The sequence below is a fragment of the Novosphingobium sp. genome, assembly GCF_039595395.1.
Taxonomy (GTDB): Bacteria; Pseudomonadota; Alphaproteobacteria; order Sphingomonadales; family Sphingomonadaceae; genus Novosphingobium.
In genome coordinates this window covers 2,457,894-2,476,922 of the sequence record NZ_JBCNLP010000001.1, presented here as the reverse complement: position 1 = coordinate 2,476,922, position 19,029 = coordinate 2,457,894, and the positions used below count along the sequence as shown (strand labels likewise).

At 64.1% G+C, this 19,029-nt stretch carries 16 protein-coding genes and 1 pseudogene; 4 read left to right on the top strand and 13 right to left on the bottom strand.

What is annotated here, in order from left to right; genetic code table 11:
• Nucleotides 1-223 precede the first annotated feature (223 nt).
• The gene (locus ABDW49_RS11495) at nt 224-2,311 is read left to right on the top strand and encodes a beta-galactosidase (protein ID WP_343612018.1); all 2,088 of its coding nucleotides are present in this window, start codon (nt 224-226) and stop codon (nt 2,309-2,311) included.
• A gap of 37 nt (nt 2,312-2,348) precedes the next feature.
• Here ABDW49_RS11495 and ABDW49_RS11490 read toward each other — a convergent pair whose 3' ends face one another.
• Nucleotides 2,349-3,386 carry a nucleoside hydrolase gene (locus ABDW49_RS11490; protein WP_343612016.1) on the bottom strand — a complete coding sequence of 346 codons (1,038 nt, stop codon included), beginning with the start codon at nt 3,384-3,386 and terminating at the stop codon, nt 2,349-2,351.
• 251 nt (nt 3,387-3,637) lie between these two features.
• Here ABDW49_RS11490 and ABDW49_RS11485 point away from each other — a divergent pair, with 251 nt between their 5' ends.
• Nucleotides 3,638-5,896 (top strand): TonB-dependent receptor, encoded by a 2,259-nt coding sequence (locus tag ABDW49_RS11485; RefSeq protein WP_343612014.1) that lies wholly within the window; start codon nt 3,638-3,640, stop codon nt 5,894-5,896.
• 35 nt (nt 5,897-5,931) lie between these two features.
• On the opposite strand, the gene ABDW49_RS11480 is transcribed toward ABDW49_RS11485, so the two are convergent.
• Entirely contained in the window at nt 5,932-6,348 is a 417-nt protein-coding gene (locus ABDW49_RS11480) for a MarR family transcriptional regulator (protein ID WP_343612012.1), read from the bottom strand.
• 128 nt (nt 6,349-6,476) lie between these two features.
• On the opposite strand from ABDW49_RS11480, the gene ABDW49_RS11475 reads away from it, so the two are divergent.
• Nucleotides 6,477-8,249 carry a tannase/feruloyl esterase family alpha/beta hydrolase gene (locus ABDW49_RS11475; protein ID WP_343612011.1) on the top strand — a complete coding sequence of 591 codons (1,773 nt, stop codon included), beginning with the start codon at nt 6,477-6,479 and terminating at the stop codon, nt 8,247-8,249.
• 6 nt (nt 8,250-8,255) lie between these two features.
• Here ABDW49_RS11475 and ABDW49_RS11470 read toward each other — a convergent pair whose 3' ends face one another.
• The 3 genes and pseudogenes from ABDW49_RS11470 to ABDW49_RS11460 form a co-directional block, all read right to left on the bottom strand.
• Nucleotides 8,256-8,837, bottom strand: coding sequence for a DUF308 domain-containing protein (locus ABDW49_RS11470; protein ID WP_343612010.1), 582 nt, complete (start codon nt 8,835-8,837; stop codon nt 8,256-8,258).
• An 83-nt stretch (nt 8,838-8,920) separates the two neighbouring features.
• On the bottom strand, nt 8,921-9,562 hold the full coding sequence (locus ABDW49_RS11465) for a DUF1109 domain-containing protein (RefSeq protein ID WP_343612009.1): 642 nt from the start codon (nt 9,560-9,562) through the stop codon (nt 8,921-8,923).
• A pseudogene (locus tag ABDW49_RS11460) lies at nt 9,552-10,056 on the bottom strand (sigma-70 family RNA polymerase sigma factor). Before ABDW49_RS11460 ends, ABDW49_RS11465 begins: the two are co-directional and overlap by 11 nt.
• Before the next feature lie 231 nt (nt 10,057-10,287).
• Between ABDW49_RS11460 and ABDW49_RS11455 the strand changes: the two are divergent.
• On the top strand, nt 10,288-10,707 hold the full coding sequence (locus ABDW49_RS11455; protein WP_343612008.1) for a hypothetical protein: 420 nt from the start codon (nt 10,288-10,290) through the stop codon (nt 10,705-10,707).
• 5 nt (nt 10,708-10,712) lie between these two features.
• Here ABDW49_RS11455 and ABDW49_RS11450 read toward each other — a convergent pair whose 3' ends face one another.
• From ABDW49_RS11450 to ABDW49_RS11415, 8 genes are all read right to left on the bottom strand, one after another.
• Nucleotides 10,713-11,492: an MBL fold metallo-hydrolase gene (locus ABDW49_RS11450; protein ID WP_343612006.1), complete on the bottom strand. Its 780-nt coding sequence runs from the start codon at nt 11,490-11,492 to the stop codon at nt 10,713-10,715.
• Nucleotides 11,489-12,271, bottom strand: coding sequence for a TatD family hydrolase (locus tag ABDW49_RS11445; RefSeq protein ID WP_343612004.1), 783 nt, complete (start codon nt 12,269-12,271; stop codon nt 11,489-11,491). Before ABDW49_RS11445 ends, ABDW49_RS11450 begins: the two co-directional genes overlap by 4 nt.
• On the bottom strand, nt 12,271-13,833 hold the full coding sequence (gene metG / locus ABDW49_RS11440) for a methionine--tRNA ligase (protein ID WP_343612002.1): 1,563 nt from the start codon (nt 13,831-13,833) through the stop codon (nt 12,271-12,273). The genes ABDW49_RS11445 and metG overlap by 1 nt, the downstream gene beginning before the upstream one ends.
• 30 nt (nt 13,834-13,863) lie before the next feature.
• The gene (locus tag ABDW49_RS11435) at nt 13,864-14,826 is read right to left on the bottom strand and encodes a DNA polymerase III subunit delta' (protein ID WP_343614257.1); all 963 of its coding nucleotides are present in this window, start codon (nt 14,824-14,826) and stop codon (nt 13,864-13,866) included.
• Nucleotides 14,827-14,828: 2 nt separating this feature from the next.
• Nucleotides 14,829-15,458, bottom strand: coding sequence for a dTMP kinase (gene tmk / locus ABDW49_RS11430; RefSeq protein ID WP_343614255.1), 630 nt, complete (start codon nt 15,456-15,458; stop codon nt 14,829-14,831).
• A gap of 14 nt (nt 15,459-15,472) precedes the next feature.
• A complete protein-coding gene (locus ABDW49_RS11425) occupies nt 15,473-16,732 on the bottom strand; it encodes a D-alanyl-D-alanine carboxypeptidase family protein (protein ID WP_343612000.1) in 1,260 nt (419 codons plus the stop codon).
• A gap of 43 nt (nt 16,733-16,775) precedes the next feature.
• A complete protein-coding gene (locus ABDW49_RS11420) occupies nt 16,776-17,741 on the bottom strand; it encodes an SPOR domain-containing protein (protein WP_343611998.1) in 966 nt (321 codons plus the stop codon).
• A gap of 191 nt (nt 17,742-17,932) precedes the next feature.
• Nucleotides 17,933-18,943, bottom strand: coding sequence for a lytic murein transglycosylase (locus ABDW49_RS11415; protein WP_343614253.1), 1,011 nt, complete (start codon nt 18,941-18,943; stop codon nt 17,933-17,935).
• Nucleotides 18,944-19,029: the final 86 nt, after the last annotated feature.

Sequence of the window (19,029 nt, the reverse complement as noted above, 5' to 3'; positions counted from 1 at the left end):
ATCTAAACCGTTGCAGGAATGCCACGCGATACGGTGCGGACGGTTTGATTTAAGTTCATGTTTTAGAGTTTATTTTTCAAATGACACCGAATGTCAATGCGCAGGTTTCCAGACATTGCCATGATGTCGGGCGATCATTACTCCATTCAATATATCAGGAAGCGAGGGGTGAAGGTCTGCCATGGCATTGTCTTTTCGGAAAAAAACCTTTTTCGCCGTTGCCTTGTTAACTGCGACGGCCCTTCTCACCCCGACGGCCATCGCTGCGTCAACGCCCCCGGCACATGCATTTCCCTGGCCCGACAGCATCCTGTTCGGCGCGGCCTATTACGACGAATATGCCCCCACCGACCGGCTCGATGACGATGTCCGGATGATGAAAGCGGCCCATATCACTGTGGTCCGCATCGCCGAATCGACATGGGGCACGATGGAGCCCCAGCCCGGCACCTTCGATTTCCATCATATCGATCGTGTGCTGGCCGCGATGAACAAGGCCGGGATCAAGGTCATCATCGGCACCCCCACCTATGCCGTGCCGACATGGCTGGCGAAAGAGCATCCTGATGTGCTGGCGATCACGCCTCAGGGCCCCGGTCAGTATGGCCGCCGCCAGAATATGGACATCACCAACCCGGAGTTCCGCGCCGCCGCTCAGCGGGCGATCATCGCGCTGGTCGATCATGTGAAGGACAATCCTGCGGTCATCGGCTATCAGCTCGACAATGAGACCAAGGCCTATGGCACCAGCGGCCCCAATGTGCAGGCCGCCTTTGTCGAGCATATGAAGGCGAAATTCCACGGCGATCTCGACGCGCTCAACAAGGCCTATGGCCTGAATTACTGGAGCAACCGCATCAACCGCTGGGAGGATTTTCCCTCCACCAACGGCTCGATCAACGCCAGCCTGTCGGCTGCTTTTTCGGAATTTCAGCGCGGTCTGGTGACCGATTATCTGGCTTGGCAGGCCGATCTGGTGCGCGCCCATGCCCGCAAGGGCCAGTTCATGACCCAGAATTTCGACCTCGACTGGCGCGGTTCCTCCTATGGTATCCAGACCGAGGTCAACCATTGGGATGCCGCCAAAGCGCTCGATGTGGCGGGGATCGACATCTATCACCCCGGCCAGAGCCTGCTGACCGGCACCGAAATCGCGCTGGGCGGCGATCTGGCCCGCTCGATCAAGCATGGGCAAAACTATCTGGTGCTGGAGACCACCGCTCAGGGCTTTCCGGAATGGACGCCCTACCCCGGACAGTTGCGGCTTCAGGCCTTCAGCCATCTGGCTTCGGGGGCCAATATGGTGGAATATTGGCATTGGGGCACGACGGCCAACGCCATAGAGACCTATTGGCGCGGGCTGCTCTCGCAGGATTTCAAGCCCAATGCCACCTATCGCGAAGCCGCCACCATCGGTGCGGATCTGGCGCGTCTGGGGCCGAAACTGGCCAATCTGACCAAGCATAACAAGGTGGCGATCTATGTCAGCAACACCGCGCTGACGGCGTTCGACAGCTTCAAACCCAAGGCCGATGGCCAGTCGATTGCCTATAATGACGTGATGCGCGGCTATTACGATGCGCTTTACCGCATGAATGTGGAGGTCGATTTTATCACCCCCTCCACACCGACGCCCTTGGCCCATTACAATCTGGTGATCGTGCCCGCGCTTTATGCGGCCAGCGACGCCGAGATCGGGCGACTCAACGATTATGCCAAGGCTGGCGGGCATCTGCTCTACAGCTTCAAGAGCGGGTTTTCGGACGAGAATGTGAAGGTACGCTATGCCGATCAGCCCGGCGCCATCGCTCAGGCTGCCGGGGTGCATTATTCGCAATTCGCCGCGCCCCAGGGGGTGAGCCTCGAGGGCGATCCCTTCAAGGTGGGCGAGAAGGCCAACACTGTACGCTGGTGGATGGAGTTTCTGGAGCCGACGACCGCGCGCGTGCTGGCGCGCTATCACCATCCCTCCTGGCCCGCCTATGCGGCTGTCACGCGCAACAATTGGGGCAAGGGCGATGTCACCTATGTCGGCTTCATGCCCGGCGAGGACATGATGACGGCCCTACTGAAGGATACGCTGACGGATGCGGGCGTGGCGCAGGATGAGACCGTGCGCTTCCCGTTGATCGTGCGCAGCGGCATGCTGAAGAACGGACACCATGTGCGCTATGTGTTGAACTATTCGGCCAGCCCGGCCAGCTATCATGCTCCTGCCGCGGCGCAGGACCTGCTGGGGAACCATGCCGTGGCCAAGGGCGCCCCGGTTGCGCTGGAAGCCTGGGGCGCGGCGATCCTTGAGGAGCAATAAGCGGGAACCGGCGCGGGCTGCCCCCGCGCCTGCCATGTCAGTGCTGCGCCAGATGCGCCAGCTTCGCGAACATATCCGCGAAGGTCAGCCGCGTGTCGATGGTCTTGTAGACACGCATCGGCCTGGCCTGCGGACGCGGCGTGTATCGCCCCTTCTCATCCATCGACGGCGTGGGCTTGAGCACGTAATCGCTCGATGAACTGTCCGCCTCGAAGGAGGATTGCAGCGCGGTCAGCGTCACCAGCGGGCTGTCGCCCAGAATATAGGTTTCCCCGATGTTGAAGCCCCCGCGGCCCGCCATCGTCACGATCGCGTCGATCCTTTCGAGCAGATAGGCGCCCAGTTTGCCTGCCGGGGCCAGCCCCTGCTCTAGCTCGGCGTGCGAGATCAGCATCTGGCGATAGGCATCGCGCGGCACCTGCCAGATCTCGATATCGGAGTCGTTGAAGATATAGCGCGCCGCCGCCGCATCGATGGTCATGTTGTATTCGGGATCGTGGCGCACCGGGCGGCCGGGCCACAGATCGTCATGCTCCATGCCGCCGATCCACACCAGCTTGAGCCTTTTGCCGATGCCCGGCTCAAGCTTATGCGCGGCGGCCAGCTCGGTCAGGCTGGCCCCGGCGACGTAGAACAAGGGCTGTCTGGTATCCTCGCGCATCGCTTCGGCCACGATGTGGGCGCTGGCGGGCGTGGGCTTCATGGCCGCATCCAGCGCGACATTGCCGCCGGCGATGATCTTGGGGCTATGCCCGATACCGGCCAGTGTCACGATCTGCCGCGCGCGTTCCGCAGCGCGGTCGGCCTGCCCCGGTGCCGGATCGAACGGATCCTTGTCATGCAGATGAGAGCCGACGATCAGCGCGATCTCGACCGAGGGCGAGGCCAGATGATGCGCGAGCTGGAACAGCCCATCAGGGTCGCCACCGAAATCATTGTCGATGACGATCCGCTGGCGCGGCGTGATCGCGGCCAGACCGGGCGTCGCCAGTGCTGCGGCGGCAAGGCTCAGCCCGACCAGAAGCTGTCGCCGGGCCACGCTGCCCGGACGGGATGCCGATAGCGTTGTCGTCATTGTGGTGTGTCCTCCCCCGATGGCTCCTGCTCGCCTGTCCTTGTCGCTGTGAAAAGCTGGCCTGCGCAACCGCCAAAATGCGTGATCTCACGTCGTCTTGTAGGACTAAAATCGGCGTTGATTGGCGTCAATCCCCTGCCCGTCTCTCCTTCATCATCGAAGTCTGCAAACCCTCTTGCGCCTCAATTAATGTTATGCAACATAACTAACCATAGGGCGCCCCAGAGAGCGCACAATCACGGAGAGAGGTCATGAAGGTCACGTCGTCGCGTCCCCTGTTCACCACGCTGATGCTCGGTTGCGCGCTGGTGGCTGTTCCCGCTTACGCGCAGGATACAGCGCCCCACCCCGCCCCGGATTCCGGCACTGACAAGGTGGATGGCACCGGGATGAAGGACATCGTCGTCACCGCCCAGCGCCGCGCCGAGAATGTCCAGAACGTCAACATCGCGGTCACCGCCCTGTCTGGCGATGCGCTCGCCGAAAAGAAGATCATGCGCGCTCTGGATCTGCAGACGGCCGCGCCGGGGCTGACGATCTCGCGCTCGGGCATCACCGACAGCTTTAACATCCGTGGCATCGGCCTTGCTTCGGGCTCGCCGCAGGTGACCAATGGTGTGGCGACCTACATCGATGGCGTGTTCCAGCCGCCGATCGTCTCGAACGGCCAGTTCTACGATATGGCGGGCGCCGAAGTGCTGCGCGGACCGCAGGGCACGCTCTCGGGCGCGAACTCGACCGGCGGCGCGGTCTATCTCACCACGCAGCGGCCCGAGCTTGGCAAGATCGGGGGCTATGTCAGCGCCAATTACGGCAATTACAACAATGGTGGCGTCAATGGCGCGCTCAACCTGCCGATCGGCGAGAAGATCGCCATCCGCGCCTCGGGCCTGTTCAACCAGCATGACGCCTGGTTCAAGGATGTGGGCCCCGCTCACAGCCAGCCCGAGCGTTTAAACGAAATCGACGGTCGCGTGCAGGCGCTCTACAAGGATGGCGGTTTTCAGGCCAATCTGAAGGTCGAGACGGTGCAGCGCCAGACCGGCGGCTATGCCTTCCAGCCTATCGCCACCACCACCGCCAACAACCCTTACGTGGTGGGCCGCACCAACACGCCCTGGACGGTGAGCTATGACTCGCCCGTTGCCAATTACGAACGCGCCTTCGCCACCGTGCTGGAGGCCAAATATCAGTTCTCGGGCGGGCTGACGTTGCGCTCGGTCACGGCCTATCAGAACAAGCGGCTTTCCTCGGTCAGCGAGACCGATGCCACCTCGCTCAACCTCAGCAACTCCACGCTGAACCAGACCGCCAGTGCCAACAATGTGCGTGAGCGGGAATACAGCCAGGAAATCAACATCATCTCGCCCGACAGCGGGCGGTTCAAATATGTGGTGGGCGCCTATGCCCAGCGCAACAAGATCGACCTGCACAATTGGAGCAGCACCAACAACAATTTCACCACCCTGCCCCAGCCCGTGACCAACAAGCTGCTGCTGGGCGCTTTTGCTCAGGCCAGCTATCAGCTTTCGGACAAGTTCACGGTTGATGCCGGACTGCGCTATTCGCATTTCCATGTCGATGGCTCGGGCGCGGTCTATCGCGCGGCGGCGGGCTCGACCATCGCTCAGGTGCTGGTTTCGCCGCCGGTGGGTGCCACTGTGCTGGTGCCCCAGACAGGAACCGAGGGCGATGGCCGTGTGACGGGCAAGCTGGCGCTCAACTTCAAGCCGGACAGCGACAATCTGTTCTTCGCCTTCGTGGCGCGCGGCTACAAGAATGGCGGCATCAACCCGCCGGGCGGCAGCTTTGCCCCCGAAACAGTGATGGATTATGAGGCGGGCTGGAAATCGACCCTGCTCGACCGCCATTTGAAGACGCAGATCGGCGCCTTCTACATGACCTACAACAACTTCCAGATGGACGTCATCAACCCGCTGTCGGGGCAGAGCGGCGTGGTCAATCTGGCCAATTCCACCATCAAGGGCTTCGAAGCCAGCTTTCAGGCGAAGTTCAACGCGCTGTCGCTCGATGGCGGCCTGTCCTTCGTCGACAGCAGCATGAGCGCGCTTTCGCTGATCAACAAATGGGCGATCCCTGCCGGTGTCACCCTGCCGCAATGCGCTGTCGGCGTGGCCAACAGCAGCACATGCTACAATTACACCTATGCCTCATCGAATGGCGGGCCCAACCTCTACAGCCCGAAATGGACGTGGAATGTCTCGGCCTCCTATCGCTACGATCTGGGCCATGGCTATGTGCTGACGCCGCGCGTGGGCTATGCCTATATCGGTTCGCAATGGGCCTATCCGACCTATCAGGCCTCGACCGACCTGATCGCGGCGCGTGGGTTGCTTCAGGCCAGCGTGGCGCTCGACAAGAACAACTGGAAGCTGGAGGCCTATGGCACCAATCTGGCCAACAAGTTCTATGTCGCGGGCCAGAACGGCAAGAACGAGCTGTATGGCGCGCCGCGCGAATATGGTATCCGCGCCACGGCGAAGTTCTGATGCGCCAAGGCGCCTGCCGGGCCGCCGGTGGGCGCCTAGTCCTTCACCCGCAGGGCGCGCAGGATGGCGACCAGATCGGCTCGGTACTTTTCAGGCACCGAGGCGAAGATCCGCGCCTCCTGCGCCTCGAACTCGGCAAGGATGCCGGGGATCAGCGCCTTGCCCTCTTCGGTCAGCCGCAGCTTGAGCGCCCGCCCCTCCCCCTTGGTGCTGGAGACCAGCCCGCGATGGATCAGGCGCAGCATCAGCGGATTGAGGTTGGGCCGCTTGATCGACAGCATGCGGCCACATTCGGCCTGCGACATATCCGGGTTCTGGTCGATGACGGTCAGGATCGAGGCTTCGGTCACGCCGAGGGTGAAGCCTTCCAGATGGCGCGCCAGCTCGGCAAGGCGGCTGCTCGCCGCGCGACGCAAATGATAGCCAGGGTAGTCGTTGAGCGGATTTTTCATGCAGCAAGCGGGTCCGGCGCGAGAAGTGCGCCGCTATGGCACAGTCTTCCCGCTTGACCTAATGCTATGCAAAGAAGCAATTCACGGACAAGAATGATATGGGAGAGAAGGGCATGAAGGCGACAATCATGTATCGGGCGCTTGGTTCCATACTGGGCCTTGCCATGGCTCAGGCCAGTGGCGTGGGCATCGCTGCAGCACAGGCCCCGGATACTCACGATCGCTGCACGGCGCTGACTGGCACGACCATGCCCGATCCCTCGACCCATATCACCACCGCCGCGCTTCACGGCCCCACCCCTGCCGAAGTGCGCGCGGCGGGTGACACCCGCCCCTTCCCGCCGACCCCGGCGATGCCCGCCCATTGCGAGATCATCGGCAAGATGCAGGAGCGCAGCGGTGCGGGCGGCCAGACCTATGCCATCAAGTTCCACCTGCGTATGCCCACCGCCTGGAACGGGCGCTTCTTCTTTCAGGGCGGTGGCGGCACCGATGGCAATCTGGGCGATGCGACCGGCATCATTCTGGGGCAGGACGATCAGCGCGCGCTGACACAGGGTTATGCCGTGATCTCCTCGGATTCCGGCCATGATAATGGCGTCAACAACGATCCCGCGCTGCAGGGGCTGGCCACCTTTGGCCATGATGCTTTGGCGCGCCACAATTACGGCTTCGGCTATATCGGTCCGGTGGCTCAGGCGGGCAAGGCGCTGATCCGCGCCTATTACGGTCGCCCTGCGCAGCTCACCTATTTTGTGGGCGGGTCGAAGGGCGGGCAGGAAGGCATGATGGCCGTCCAGCGCTTCCCTCAGGAGTTCGACGCCGCGCTGATCGGCTATCCCGGCTTCCATCTGGCCCATGCTTCCATCGCGCAACTGGCCGATGGGCAGGCGATGGCGGGCGCGGCCCGCGCGCTCGGTCAGATCGGCGCCGATGGCCTGCCGCTGATCAACAAGGCGATGAGCGATGAGGACATCCTGCTGGCCCAGCGCGCCATTCTGGCCGCCTGCGATGCGCTGGACGGCACGCAGGACGGCATGGTCGAGAACTTCACCGCTTGCACCACGCCCCGCGTGCTGCCGCATCTCAATGCCATCGCCTGCAAGGGCGACACCTCTGCCGACAAGACCGCGCAATGCCTTCTGCCCGCGCAGATCCTCGCGTTGCGCAAGGTGTTCGAAGGGCCGAAACTGCGCGACGGCAAGGCCATCTATTCCGACTGGCCATGGGATGCCGGGATTGGCGCGCAGACTGGCCGGGGTGTGACCCAGGGCTGGCGCATCTGGAAAATGGGCGGCTATGCTTCGGCGACCAACAATGGCGCGCTGATCCGGCTTGGCGCGCCGAGCAATTCGGCGGTGTTCCGATCCCCGCCGCTCGATATCGCCGATAGCGTCACCGATCTGTCCCGCTATGCCTTGAACGTCGATCTCGATGAGGCCTATGCCGCAGCTCACGTCAAATGGGGCGCTTTGAACGAAGCGTCGGTCGATTTCATGCATGCCGATGCCACCGACCTGAGCCCCTTCACCAAACGCGGCGGCAAGATCATCATCTTCCATGGCGTCAGCGATCCGGTTTTCTCGATCAATGACACGCTGCGCTGGCTGGCGCAGGTCGATGCGCGGGAACGGGGCCAGTCGGGGCGTTTCGTCCAATTCTACGCCGTGCCGGGCATGAACCATGGGCGCGGTGGCCCGGCGACGGATCACTTCGACATCTTCTCGCAACTGGTGGCCTGGCGGGAAAAGGGTGTCGCCCCCGGCAAGGTCGTCGCCACCGCCGGGAATGACACACCCTGGCCCGGCCGCACGCGGTTGCTGTGCCCCTATCCCCAGCAGCCGCGCCGAACCGGCGAGAACATCGAAACCGCAACCTCCTTCCACTGCGAAAAGCTCTGAGATCGATCAGGCGGCACCCATCTTCGCGCTGCGGCGGGCATCGCTGATGGTCAGCCACAGCGCGGAGACAAGAAAGTAGAAGGCGCCGAAAGCGGCATAGGGCGCAATGTCGGCAATCCCGGCGGGCAGCACGCTGGCGGCCTTGCTCAGCATATGCCCGCCCGCCAGACCGGATTGGGCGCCGCTCAGGATCATGGCCCATTGCGCGCCATAGGCCTTGCGGCGGCGCACAGCCGTCACAAGCTGGAACAGGCCGGACAGCACCGCCCAGACACCGAACACGCCAAGCACCGCATGCATCCCCTGACGCAAGGCCTGAGCGACCGCCACCGCAGTGATCACGCTGACGATGAAGTTCAGCATCTGGCTCTTGTTGCGCGCCAGCCCGCCGCTGCGGCTGGCATCGACATAGTTGGCAATGGCATCCCACGCGGGATAGGCAATGAGCATGATCGCGGCGAGCGTCGGCGCGGTTCTGGCGATGGTGAAGGCAGCGACAACCCATGCCGTGGAAACGCCAAAGCGCAGGAAGTAATAGCTTTTGAGCCAGCTCTGATCGGCGCGGGGCGTGTCGCGGGTGGTGTCCATATCGAAGTCCTTTCAGGAGTCGTGAGGGCGCAGACATCCGTTCCCGGACATCCGGGCTCGGATCAGCACAGCGTTTGATGCGGTTAGAGGCGGAAGCGTCGAGGCAGCAGCCAGCGGGCGGTGATCGTCACGGCGGCGCAGGCCACGGAATACCAGACGGCGATGTAGAGCGGATCATTGACCCGGCAGCAGAAGGCAAAGATGAAGGCGCCCAGCGTGCTGGCGGCAAGGCCTGAAGCGATAGCGCTGCCCTGCGGATGGGTCGGCGCGCCGCGATGCATCAGCACCGAGAGCATCGCCATGATCGGCAGCGACAGCACAGTGATGGAGGTCGCACAGAGAACACCCTGCAAAGGCGCCAGACGCATGAACAATGTCTGCCCGCCATGGTGCTCCGGCATCACGAAAGCCCCGGCAATCATGATCGCAATCGCCAGACCAAAGGTGATCGTCAGAGCGCGGCGCGGCCTGACCGTGGGAGAAAACGAGCGGATCGCGCCCATGCAGGCCACAGCGGCCAGCACGGCCAGACCGCACAGCTTCCACAACATAAAGGGCGTCGCGATCATGTGGCCCATATCCGGCCGCATCAGCCCCAGTCCCAGCAGCAGGGTCAGTTCGCCTCCGCCCAGGGCCAGCAGCATCGCACCCTCACGCCCCGGACGGCGGCGGCGCACCGGCGCCAGATTGGCGGAGAGATCGCGGATCAGGGCATCACTCGACATCGGCGGTCTTCTCGATAAAGGCCGTCAGGCTGGCGAGCCCGCGGTGAATGTTCATCTTGACGGCAGGAACGGACAGGCCCGTCGCGCGGGAGGCTTCCTCGATGCTGTAGCCCTGCACCTTGACCAGCCTGATGACCTGCGCCTGCGCCGGTTTGAGCTGATCGAGCAGGCTGGCCAGCACCGAGGCACTCGTCACCGCCGCCTCATGGTCGCCGACGGCCAGGTTCTCCGGCAGCTCCTCGGTCGCGCGGCGGCCAAGGAGGCGAAGCTGGTCGATCCATTTGCGCTTGGCGATCGCCGCCAGCCATGGCCCCAGCGGATAGGCTGGATCATAGGTGTGTCGCCGCCGATGGAGGGCCAGCAGGGTTTCCTGCACCGCATCATCGACCTCGCCGGGGGGGCAGGCGCCGCTGGAAATAGCGCTGCAGCCAGAGAGATATCTCGCTGAGCAACCGCCGATAGGCTCCGCCATGGCCGGCCTGCGCGGCAACCATCAACCCGCCCCATTCATCCGGCGCGCCGGGAAACGGCGGTGCCGGGCTGGATGACCGCCTGGGGACCAAGGTCGAGAGGAAGCTTGAACGCATGTTATCTTGTTCGCTGCGGGCACGGAATTGGTCACGCGGCGACGGATTTATTTTTCACCTCGGCTGGGGAGCGAGCGATGATAAGCATGTGATGGTGTGAAACCGGCATGCCAATGCCGTTGGCCTAAGGAGCCTTTGATGACCCGCAGCCCCCGGATGATCGCTGCCCTTGCTGCTGGTCTCCTTCCTTCTGCGGCTTTCGCTGCTGCTTGTCCGGGCCGGAGCTTCGAGGCGTTCCTCACTGCTTTTGGTCGAAGCGCGCAGGTTCAGCGCGCGCATGTCGCGGACCCTCTGCTGTCCGGCAGCATCGATGCCGATGCCGAACCGGAGCCCAGGATGGTGAAGCGCAAGGTGTCTGCCGCCTCGCTCGCTTTCCCGGTCATGCCGCTCGAAGCGCGGCGCCGCCACGATGGGCTGGCCATGAGCAAGGCCGCCCGGAGCGGCGGTGCGGTGGAGGTCCTGCTCGCCAAGCCTGATACCGGTTATCAGCTTCGCTATCTGTTTCGCCCGACCGCTTCATGCTGGACGCTGACCGAAATGGCTGATGAGTCGATGTAAGCGACTTACAGTTCGACGGTCAGGCCGTCATAGCCGACCTGGACATGGGCCGGGATTTCCTCTGACACGGCACGGTAATCCATGCTCTTGTCCAGATGCGTCAGCACGGCACGGTTGGCGCGCGTCGCCTCGATCAGTTCAAGCGACATGGCAAGATGGGCATGCGTGGGATGCGGCTCGCGCCTGAGACAGTCCGCGACCAGCAGGTCGACGCCGTGAAACAGACTGACCATATCACCAGTTATCGCACTAAAATCAGTTGCATATCCGATGGACTTGCCATCGCAGTCGAAGCGGAAGGCGGTGCTTTGCGCTGGGCCATGCGGCATCTGGCACCAGCCAATGCCAAAGCCCGCGAACATGCGGAGCCGGTCGAGCGAGTCCAGCTCGACCAGCGTATGATAGCCATGCTGCCCGGCAAAGACATAGCCGAAGCGGTTGCGCAGGCGACGCACCGTCTCGTCATTGGCAAAGCCCGGCAAGGGCCCGGCGCGGCCATAGCGGAAGGGGCGTAGATCATCGATGCCGTGGCAGTGATCGGCATGGTCATGCGTCCAGAACACGGCGTCAAGACGATGGATGTCATTGGCCAGCAATTGCTGCCGCAGATCGGTCGAGGTGTCGACCAGCAGACGCGATCCTGCCGTGCTCTCGACCATGATCGAGGCGCGGGTGCGGCGGTTCTTGGGGTCGGCGGGGTCACACTGGCCCCAGTCCTCGCCATGCTCGCCGGCCACGCGGGGCACGCCGGTCGAGGTTCCCGAGCCGAGCATCACCAGCTTCATGCGGCAAGCCCTGCCTTGGCGAAGAGCTTGCGGAAATTGGCGCTGGTGGTGGCGGCCAGATCTTCAACGCTGACCTCGCGCAAGCCAGCCACGAAACGCGCCGTGTCAGCGGTATAGGCCGGTTCGCAGACCTTGCCGCGATGCGGGACCGGCGCAAGAAAGGGCGAGTCCGTTTCCACCAGCAGGCGATCCTGCGGGATGGTGGCGACAAAGGCCTGAAGATCGCGGGCGTTCTTGAAGGTCACAATGCCGGAAATCGAGATCGTCAGCCCCAGGTCCAGCACCTTCTCGCCAAAATCAGCCGAAGCGGTGAAGCAATGGATCAGCGCGGGGAAAGCTCTCTGTGCCATTTCCTCGGTCAGGATGCGGGCCGTATCCTCTTCGGCATCGCGGGTGTGGATGATCAGCGGCAGGCCGGTTTCACGCGCCACGCGGATATGGGTGCGGAACAGATCCTGCTGCACCGCGCGGTCCGAATGGTCGTAATAGTAGTCAAGGCCCGTCTCGCCGATGCCGATCACGCGCGGGTGCCGCGTCGCCTCCAGTAGGATGCTTTCACCCAGATCGGCATGCTGGTCGGCCTCATGCGGATGGATGCCGACGGTTGCCCAGACGTCGCTTTCACGCTCCGCCGTGGCGACGACATCGGCCCATTCGCTCTGTCGGGTCGAGATGTTGAGAAATGCGCCGATCCCCGCCGCCCGCGCGCGCGCCAGCACCTCGCCCTGCTGCTCGATCAGGCCTTTGTAATTGAGGTGGCAGTGGGAATCGATCAGCATCAGGCGTTCTCGTCAGCAGGCAGTTCGAGGCGCGGGAAGACGCCGCTGGGCTGCTGCAGCGTGAAGCCAGCAGAGGCCAGATCGGCCAGCCAGCCCCTGTTTTCCAGAGCAGCGAAGTCGCGAGCATCCTCGGCAATGCCCATCTGATCGAAGAGCTTGTCGATGGCGGTCGGCACCACCGGGCGCAGGGCGATGGCCAGATCGCGCACCACGCGCAGCAGCACCATCAGCACGGCTTCCATGCGCTCGGGATCGCTCTTGCGCAGCGCCCATGGCGCCTGCTCGTCGACATAGGCGTTGCAGGCGAAGACGCCGCGCATCCAGGCATCGAGCCCTTCGGAGAAGTCCAGCGTACCGAAGGCTTCACGCATGGCGGCGATGCTTTCGGCCACTGTGGCCAGCAGCGCATCGTCGGCGTCGGAAAGCGGCAACTCAGCCTTAAGAATGCCACCCATGTTTTTGAAAATCATCGAAAGGCTGCGTTGAGCCAGATTGCCGAAGCTGTTGGCCAGCTCGGCATTGCAGCGCGTCACGATGGCTTCCGCCGAATAGCTGCCGTCATGGCCGAAGCTGACTTCGCGCATCAGGAAGTAGCGCAGGCTGTCGACGCCGAAACGCTCGGCCAGTTCCAGCGGATCGACCACATTGCCCAGCGACTTCGACATTTTTTCCCCACGATGCAGCAGGAAGCCATGGCCGAACACCTGCTTGGGCAGAGGCAGCTTGGCGCTCATCAGAAAGGCGGGCCAATAGACGGTGTGGAAGCGGACGATGTCCTTGCCGATCAGATGGATATCGGCGGGCCACCAGCGCTCCATCTCCGGGGTCTTCTCGGGATAGCCCAGACCCGTCAGATAGTTGGTCAGCGCATCGACCCAGACATACATCACATGCCCCGGCGAACCGGGCACCGGAACACCCCAGTCGAAGCTGGTGCGCGAAACCGACAGATCGCGCAGTCCGCCTTCGACGAATTTCACCACCTCATTGCGGCGACTGTCGGGGCTGATGAAGTCCGGCTGGCTGTTGTAAAGCGCCAGCAGCGGCTCCTGATAGGCCGAAAGGCGGAAGAACCAGCTTTCCTCAACGGTCCATTCGACCGGCGTGCCCTGAGGCGAGAGCTTCTCACCGCCCTCACCCTCAACCAACTCGCTTTCATCGTAGAAAGCCTCGTCGCGCACCGAATACCAGCCCTCGTAGCGATCGAGATAGAGATCGCCATTGGCTTCCATCGCCTGCCAGATGGCCTGGCTGGCCTTGTAATGGGCCTCATCGGTGGTGCGCTGGAACACATCATAAGAAATGTTCAGAGTGTCGCACATCGCACGGAAATGTCCGGACATTTCGTCGCACAACGCGCGCGGCGTGATGCCCAGATCGCGTGCCTTCTGCGCCATCTTCAGGCCATGCTCGTCAGTGCCGGTCTGGAAACGCACGTCGCGGCCCTCGGCGCGCTGATGGCGGGCGATGACGTCGGCGGCGATCGCCTCATAGGCATGGCCGATGTGGGGCTTGCCATTGGGATAGGCGATGGCGGTGGTGATGTAGAAAGGATCGGCCATGGGCCCGTGCTTACCTGACTTGCGAGAGGGTTATCGGTTGCCAGCCTCTGTAGGCACGGCGGACGATGCCAGCAAGGCCCCGATTTCCATCGCCAGCAGACCGGGGTCGTAATTGTAGATCGGCGCCTCGCGCGCCAGCTTGACCATGGCGCCATGCGCCTCGATCAGCCGGGCCTGACGACGGGGCGTGGCAGAGCGCAGATCGGCGGCCAGCACGGCGCGGGCCAGATCGAGGACGGCGCTCAAGCGTTCGCGCTTGGGGCGCGCGCCCAGTTCCTCGGCCAGCAAGCCGCGCAGCATCATGCCCGCGTCGCCCTCGGCCAGAATGCGGCCCATCAGTTGGTGCGCTGCGGCCAGTTCCTCATGCACGAAATCCAATGCCACGCCGGGCGAACCCTGCGCCGCGGCCACGGCGGCGGCGCGCGTCGGTCCATCGGCCTGCGGGGCCTGCGCCTTCAGAATGCCATCCACCGCCCCATCGCTCAGCGGCGCAAACCGCAGGATGCGGCAGCGCGAACGGATCGTGGGCAGCAGCCGCCCCAGACGATGCGTCACCAGCAGGAAATAGGTGCCCGCCGGGGGCTCCTCCAGACTTTTGAGCAGCGCATTGACGGCGCTGGTTTCCAGATCATCGGCCGGATCGATGATGATCGCACGGCGGCTGCCCAGCGTCGGCCGCGTGGTCAGGCGGCGTTGCAGGGCGCGGATCTCGTCCACCGGGATCGAGCGCTTGACGTTATGCGGCAGGCCCTCGTCGCGCTTTTTCTCATCCTCCTTGGTGGCGGGGGGATGGCGCGGGATCAGAATGTCAGGATGGGCCTCAATCTCGGGCTGAGGCACGCCCGGTTCGGCCACCAGCTGCGCGGCAGCGGCAAAGGCGAAGCTGGCCTTGCCCACGCCTTTGGGGCCAGCCAAAATCCACGCATGATGCATACGTGGCGAGGCCTGCGCCGCGCGCCACTCCCGCCAGGCGGAGCTGTGGCCTTCAAGAATGGTCAAAACCCCGATCCTGTGATGGCATCCATGATCCGGCCATGGATCGCCTCTGGCTCGCCAAGCCCGTCGATGCGGGCAAAGCGTTCAGGTTCAGCTTCCGCATAGCGGGCGAAAGCCGCGCCGACGCGGGCGTGATAGGCCTCACCGCGCCCGCCGATGCGGTCCGGGCCATCCAGATCGCGCGCGGCCAGACGGCGCGCGGTTTCCTGAGGCGGCACCTCGATCAGCAGGGTGAGGTCCGGCAGTAGACCTTCGCTGCCGATCCGGTGCAGCGTCAGCAAGTCCTCTTCGGAGAGACCGCCGCCGCCGCCCTGATAGGCGCGGGTGGAATCGATAAAACGGTCGCAGACCACCCAGGCGCCGCGCGCCAGCGCCGGGCGGATCAGGCGCTCGACGTGATCGGCGCGGGCGGCGGCAAACAGCAGCGCTTCGGCGCGGGCTCCCCAGCCCTCGCCTTCCACGCCCAGCAGCAGGGCGCGGATCGCTTCGGCGCCTGCGGTGCCGCCCGGTTCACGGGTCTGCACCACCTCATGGCCCGATGCACGCAGGGCCTCGGCCAGCAGGCGGGACTGGGTGGACTTGCCGGTCCCTTCCCCACCCTCAAGCGCGATAAAGCGGCCCCCAGTCACGATCCGACCGGCGCTCACGACAGCATCCGCCGGAAACCCTGACGCAGCCGGTCAGCCAGCCCGCCCTTGGGCACATCGGAACCCGCGACCAGCGGCATGGTGGTGGGCGCATCGTGGCCGATCGTCACCTCCAGCTTGCCGATCTCTTCGCCCTTGGCGATCGGCGCTTTGAGCGGGCCATCATAGGTCACACGCATCTTGACCGTGTCGCGCTCACCATGCGGCACGGTGGCGAAGAGCTGGCGCGGGGTCAGCAGGTCGACGCTGTCGGTCGAGCCGCCCTGCACCTTGGCCGTCGCCAGCTTCTGACCCTGCTGGAACAGGGCGCTGGCATCCCAATGGTCAAAGCCCCATTCCATCAGGGCGCGCGCGGCTTTTACGCGCTCATTGGGGCGCTCCACCCCGGCCAGCACCATCAGCAGGCGGCGGCCATTGCGCTCGGCCGAGCCGAGGTAATTGTAATGCGCCTCGCCGGTAAAGCCGGTCTTGATGCCGTCGGCGCCGGGGAACTTGCCCAGCAGGGGATCGTGGTTGTTCTGGGCCACGCCGTTGAACACCAGCCCCGGCTTGCCGACATAGCGGTGATAGAGGTCCGGGTGGCGCTGGATCATGGCGGTGGCCAGCGTGATCAGATCGCGCGCGCTGACATAGGTCTGGCCATTGTCCATATAGCCGTTGGGCGTGTTGAAATGGCTGTCGACCATGCCGATTTCGCGCGCCTTGGCGTTCATCAGCGCGGTCCAGTTGGGCACGCTGCCCGCATAGCCTTCGCCAAGCACCACCGCGCCATCATTTGCCGAAACGGTCATGATGCCGGTCAGCAACTGGTCCACCGTGACAGGCTGGCCCTCATCGAGGAACATGCGCGAGCCGGTCATATGCCAGTTGCGATAGGCCTCATGGCTTTCGGCATAGACATCCGTCAGCTTCATCTTGCCCTGCGAGATCAGCTCGAAGGCAAGAAAAGTGGTCATCGTCTTGGTGACCGAGGCGGGCAGGAAGGGCCGCGCCACCTCCTTGGCATAGAGCACCCGGCCCGAGCCCATATCGACCAGCATCGCCACCGGCGCGACATCGACCTCGGCGGGCGGCTGCGGATGGCCCAGCGGCACGGGCGGCACCGGCCCCACCACCAGCGGCTCGACCCGCGACAGCGTTTGAGAGTTATCCCCATGTTCTGTCGGGGAGGAGGGCGCCGAGCGCAGTCCGGTGGCGGCCAAAGCGGCCAGAACCAGTGCGCCGGGCACCAACATGGTCTTGAACGAGGGGGTCAACGCGACTCCATTATGCCTGTCATGCGGCGAGAGCCCTGTTGAGTCACTCGCCGCGCTGGATTCGGGCGTCGCTATAGCCTGCCGATTTGACCTTCGCCAAGGCCGCCTCTGCCGAGGCGTGCCCGGAAAACGGCCCGACGCGCACGCGCCACACCTTGCCCGAGGCGCTGATCGCGCCGCCGATCTTGTTGGCGACGGTTTCGGCGTTCTTTTTGTCGGAATAAGCGCCGGCCTGAACCACGAAGGATCCGCCGGAAGGCGCGGCATGGTCCGGCTTGTCCTCTGCCGGTTTGGCGGGTGGTGTTTTAGCGGGTTTGGCCTTGGTTGCTGCGGGAGCGGTCGCAGGCGCATCATGCCCGTGATCGGCATCGCTCTGCGCGAAATCAGCGCCGATCTTGGGCGAAACCTTGTCGGGAGTATGCGCCGCAGCCTGCCGTGCCGGAACCGAGGGGACATAGCCCTTGGGCGGCGTGGCCGGTCCGGTGGTGAGAGCCACCGCTTCGAGTTTGGGCGATTTCGAGGCGGCGCCGCGCGCAGGCTTCGTTTTGGCAGGAGCCAGTGCGGTCGCCGGTTTGACAGGCGGTTCGACGTTTGCGGGTTTCACCACGCTGGCGGGCTTGGCCGGGATCGGATCACGATCCTCGGCATCGAGCGCCTTTTGGGCCAGCGCCGGATCAAGCTTGCGCTGGAGGACATCGAGCAAAGGCTTGGGCGTGGCCATGCGTTCCGGCGCGGGATTGCCCGAGCGCAGCAGGGCGCGATCCTGCTCGGGCGGGTTCACCCGGCGCACGCGCACCCCTTCATTGCTGCCCGCAGCGATGCCCAGTTGCGCCGCCGCGCCCGGCGACAGTTCTATGGCGTGCTGGCTGTCCCCCGGCCCGCGACGCTCGACACGGACCAGAATGGTGCGCCCGGTTTTCAGATCGGTGACCTCGGCATAGGAGGGCAAGGGCAGCGTGTGATGGGCCGCCGAGATGGCACCGCCCCCCCTCCTGACCCACGGCGGCATAACCCACCGAATCGAAGTTCATCGAATCGCTGGGCACGAAGGTGACGCCGTCGATCTGATAGGGCGCGCCCACCACGACAGGGAAATCCGCTTGCGGCCCATTGGCGGGCGCCACAGGCGCTGAAGGCGCCGCGGCCATGACCGGTGTCGCAGCGACCAGGGCGGCCAGAGCGATCCCGCTCAGCAGGGGGTTACTGGGTCCCGGCAATTTCATCGGCAAGCCATCCTACGCTCAGAGCATAATAGTTCGAGCAATTGTAATCGAGGATAACCCGATAATTACCGGTTAAAAGGAAAGCGGTTTTTCCCGGCCCGTCCGGCTCGATCAGCGTGGCGAGCACATCGTCACCGATGCGGCCCTGAGCAATCACTCCCAACTGGCGCCATTCGCCCACGGTGCGCCAGCGCGAATGACGGGCATGGACGCGCGGGCATGCGGGCGAGGTCATCAGCGTCTGATAGGCATCGCGGTTGAGATTGGCCGGCACACTGGCCCTCACCCCCCAGGGCTGGCCCGGACGCCATCCGGCATCGCGGAAATAGCCCGCGATCGAGGCCAGCGTATCGGCACGGTTGGTCCAGATATCGCGGAATCCATCGCCATCGCCATCCTGAGCCACGCGCAGATAGACGCTGGGCAGAAACTGCGGATTGCCGAAAGCCCCTGCCCAACTGCCCGTCAGGCGCGAGCGCGGCACGCCCTGGTCGACCATCTTGAGCAGGGCGATGAACTCGCCTTCGAACAGGGCACGGCGGCGCCCGTCATAGGCCAGCGTGGCGAGCGAGCGAGGCAGGTCGAAATTGCCCATGAAGGTGCCGAAATTGGTTTCATTGCCCCAGATCGCCAGCAGGATGGACGATGGCACGCCATAGCGCGCCTCGATCCGGGCGGCGTCGCTGGCCACGGCGTCATGCATGGCCCTGCCCCGCGCGATCAGCGAGGCATTGATATGCGACAGGCGATAGGGCGTGAAATCCGGCGGGGGCGAGCTGCTCGCGCTGCTGGGCGTGCCGCCTGGCTGGGCACGGTCAAGCGCCACCACGCGCGGGTTGTAGGTGAGCCCCGCCATGACCGAGCGGATGCTGGATTCGCGGATGCCCTGCGCGCGCGCCTTGGCGGCAACTGTCTGAAGATAGGCCTGAAAGGCGGCATCCTGCGGGTCCGGGGCAGCATAGGCGCTGGTGGTGTCGTCCTGTGCCATGGGGGCGGATTGGGCGCCGCTCGCCCCGGTCATCGCCAGCGCGCTCAGGGCCGCTACCAAGATTGATCGTGTCATGCTGGCAGCTT

Excerpts from the sequence above, each read along its gene's own strand:
- ABDW49_RS11490 (WP_343612016.1), bottom strand. The coding sequence starts at position 3,386 with ATGACGACAACGCTATCGGCATCCCGTCCGGGCAGCGTGGCCCGGCGA.
- ABDW49_RS11485 (WP_343612014.1), top strand. The coding sequence starts at position 3,638 with ATGAAGGTCACGTCGTCGCGTCCCCTGTTCACCACGCTGATGCTCGGT.
- ABDW49_RS11480 (WP_343612012.1), bottom strand. The coding sequence starts at position 6,348 with ATGAAAAATCCGCTCAACGACTACCCTGGCTATCATTTGCGTCGCGCG.
- ABDW49_RS11475 (WP_343612011.1), top strand. The coding sequence starts at position 6,477 with ATGTATCGGGCGCTTGGTTCCATACTGGGCCTTGCCATGGCTCAGGCC.
- ABDW49_RS11470 (WP_343612010.1), bottom strand. The coding sequence starts at position 8,837 with ATGGACACCACCCGCGACACGCCCCGCGCCGATCAGAGCTGGCTCAAA.
- ABDW49_RS11465 (WP_343612009.1), bottom strand. The coding sequence starts at position 9,562 with ATGTCGAGTGATGCCCTGATCCGCGATCTCTCCGCCAATCTGGCGCCG.
- ABDW49_RS11455 (WP_343612008.1), top strand. The coding sequence starts at position 10,288 with ATGACCCGCAGCCCCCGGATGATCGCTGCCCTTGCTGCTGGTCTCCTT.
- ABDW49_RS11450 (WP_343612006.1), bottom strand. The coding sequence starts at position 11,492 with ATGAAGCTGGTGATGCTCGGCTCGGGAACCTCGACCGGCGTGCCCCGC.
- ABDW49_RS11445 (WP_343612004.1), bottom strand. The coding sequence starts at position 12,271 with ATGCTGATCGATTCCCACTGCCACCTCAATTACAAAGGCCTGATCGAG.
- metG (WP_343612002.1), bottom strand. The coding sequence starts at position 13,833 with ATGGCCGATCCTTTCTACATCACCACCGCCATCGCCTATCCCAATGGC.
- ABDW49_RS11420 (WP_343611998.1), bottom strand. The coding sequence starts at position 17,741 with ATGCCGCCGTGGGTCAGGAGGGGGGGCGGTGCCATCTCGGCGGCCCAT.
- ABDW49_RS11415 (WP_343614253.1), bottom strand. The coding sequence starts at position 18,943 with ATGGCACAGGACGACACCACCAGCGCCTATGCTGCCCCGGACCCGCAG.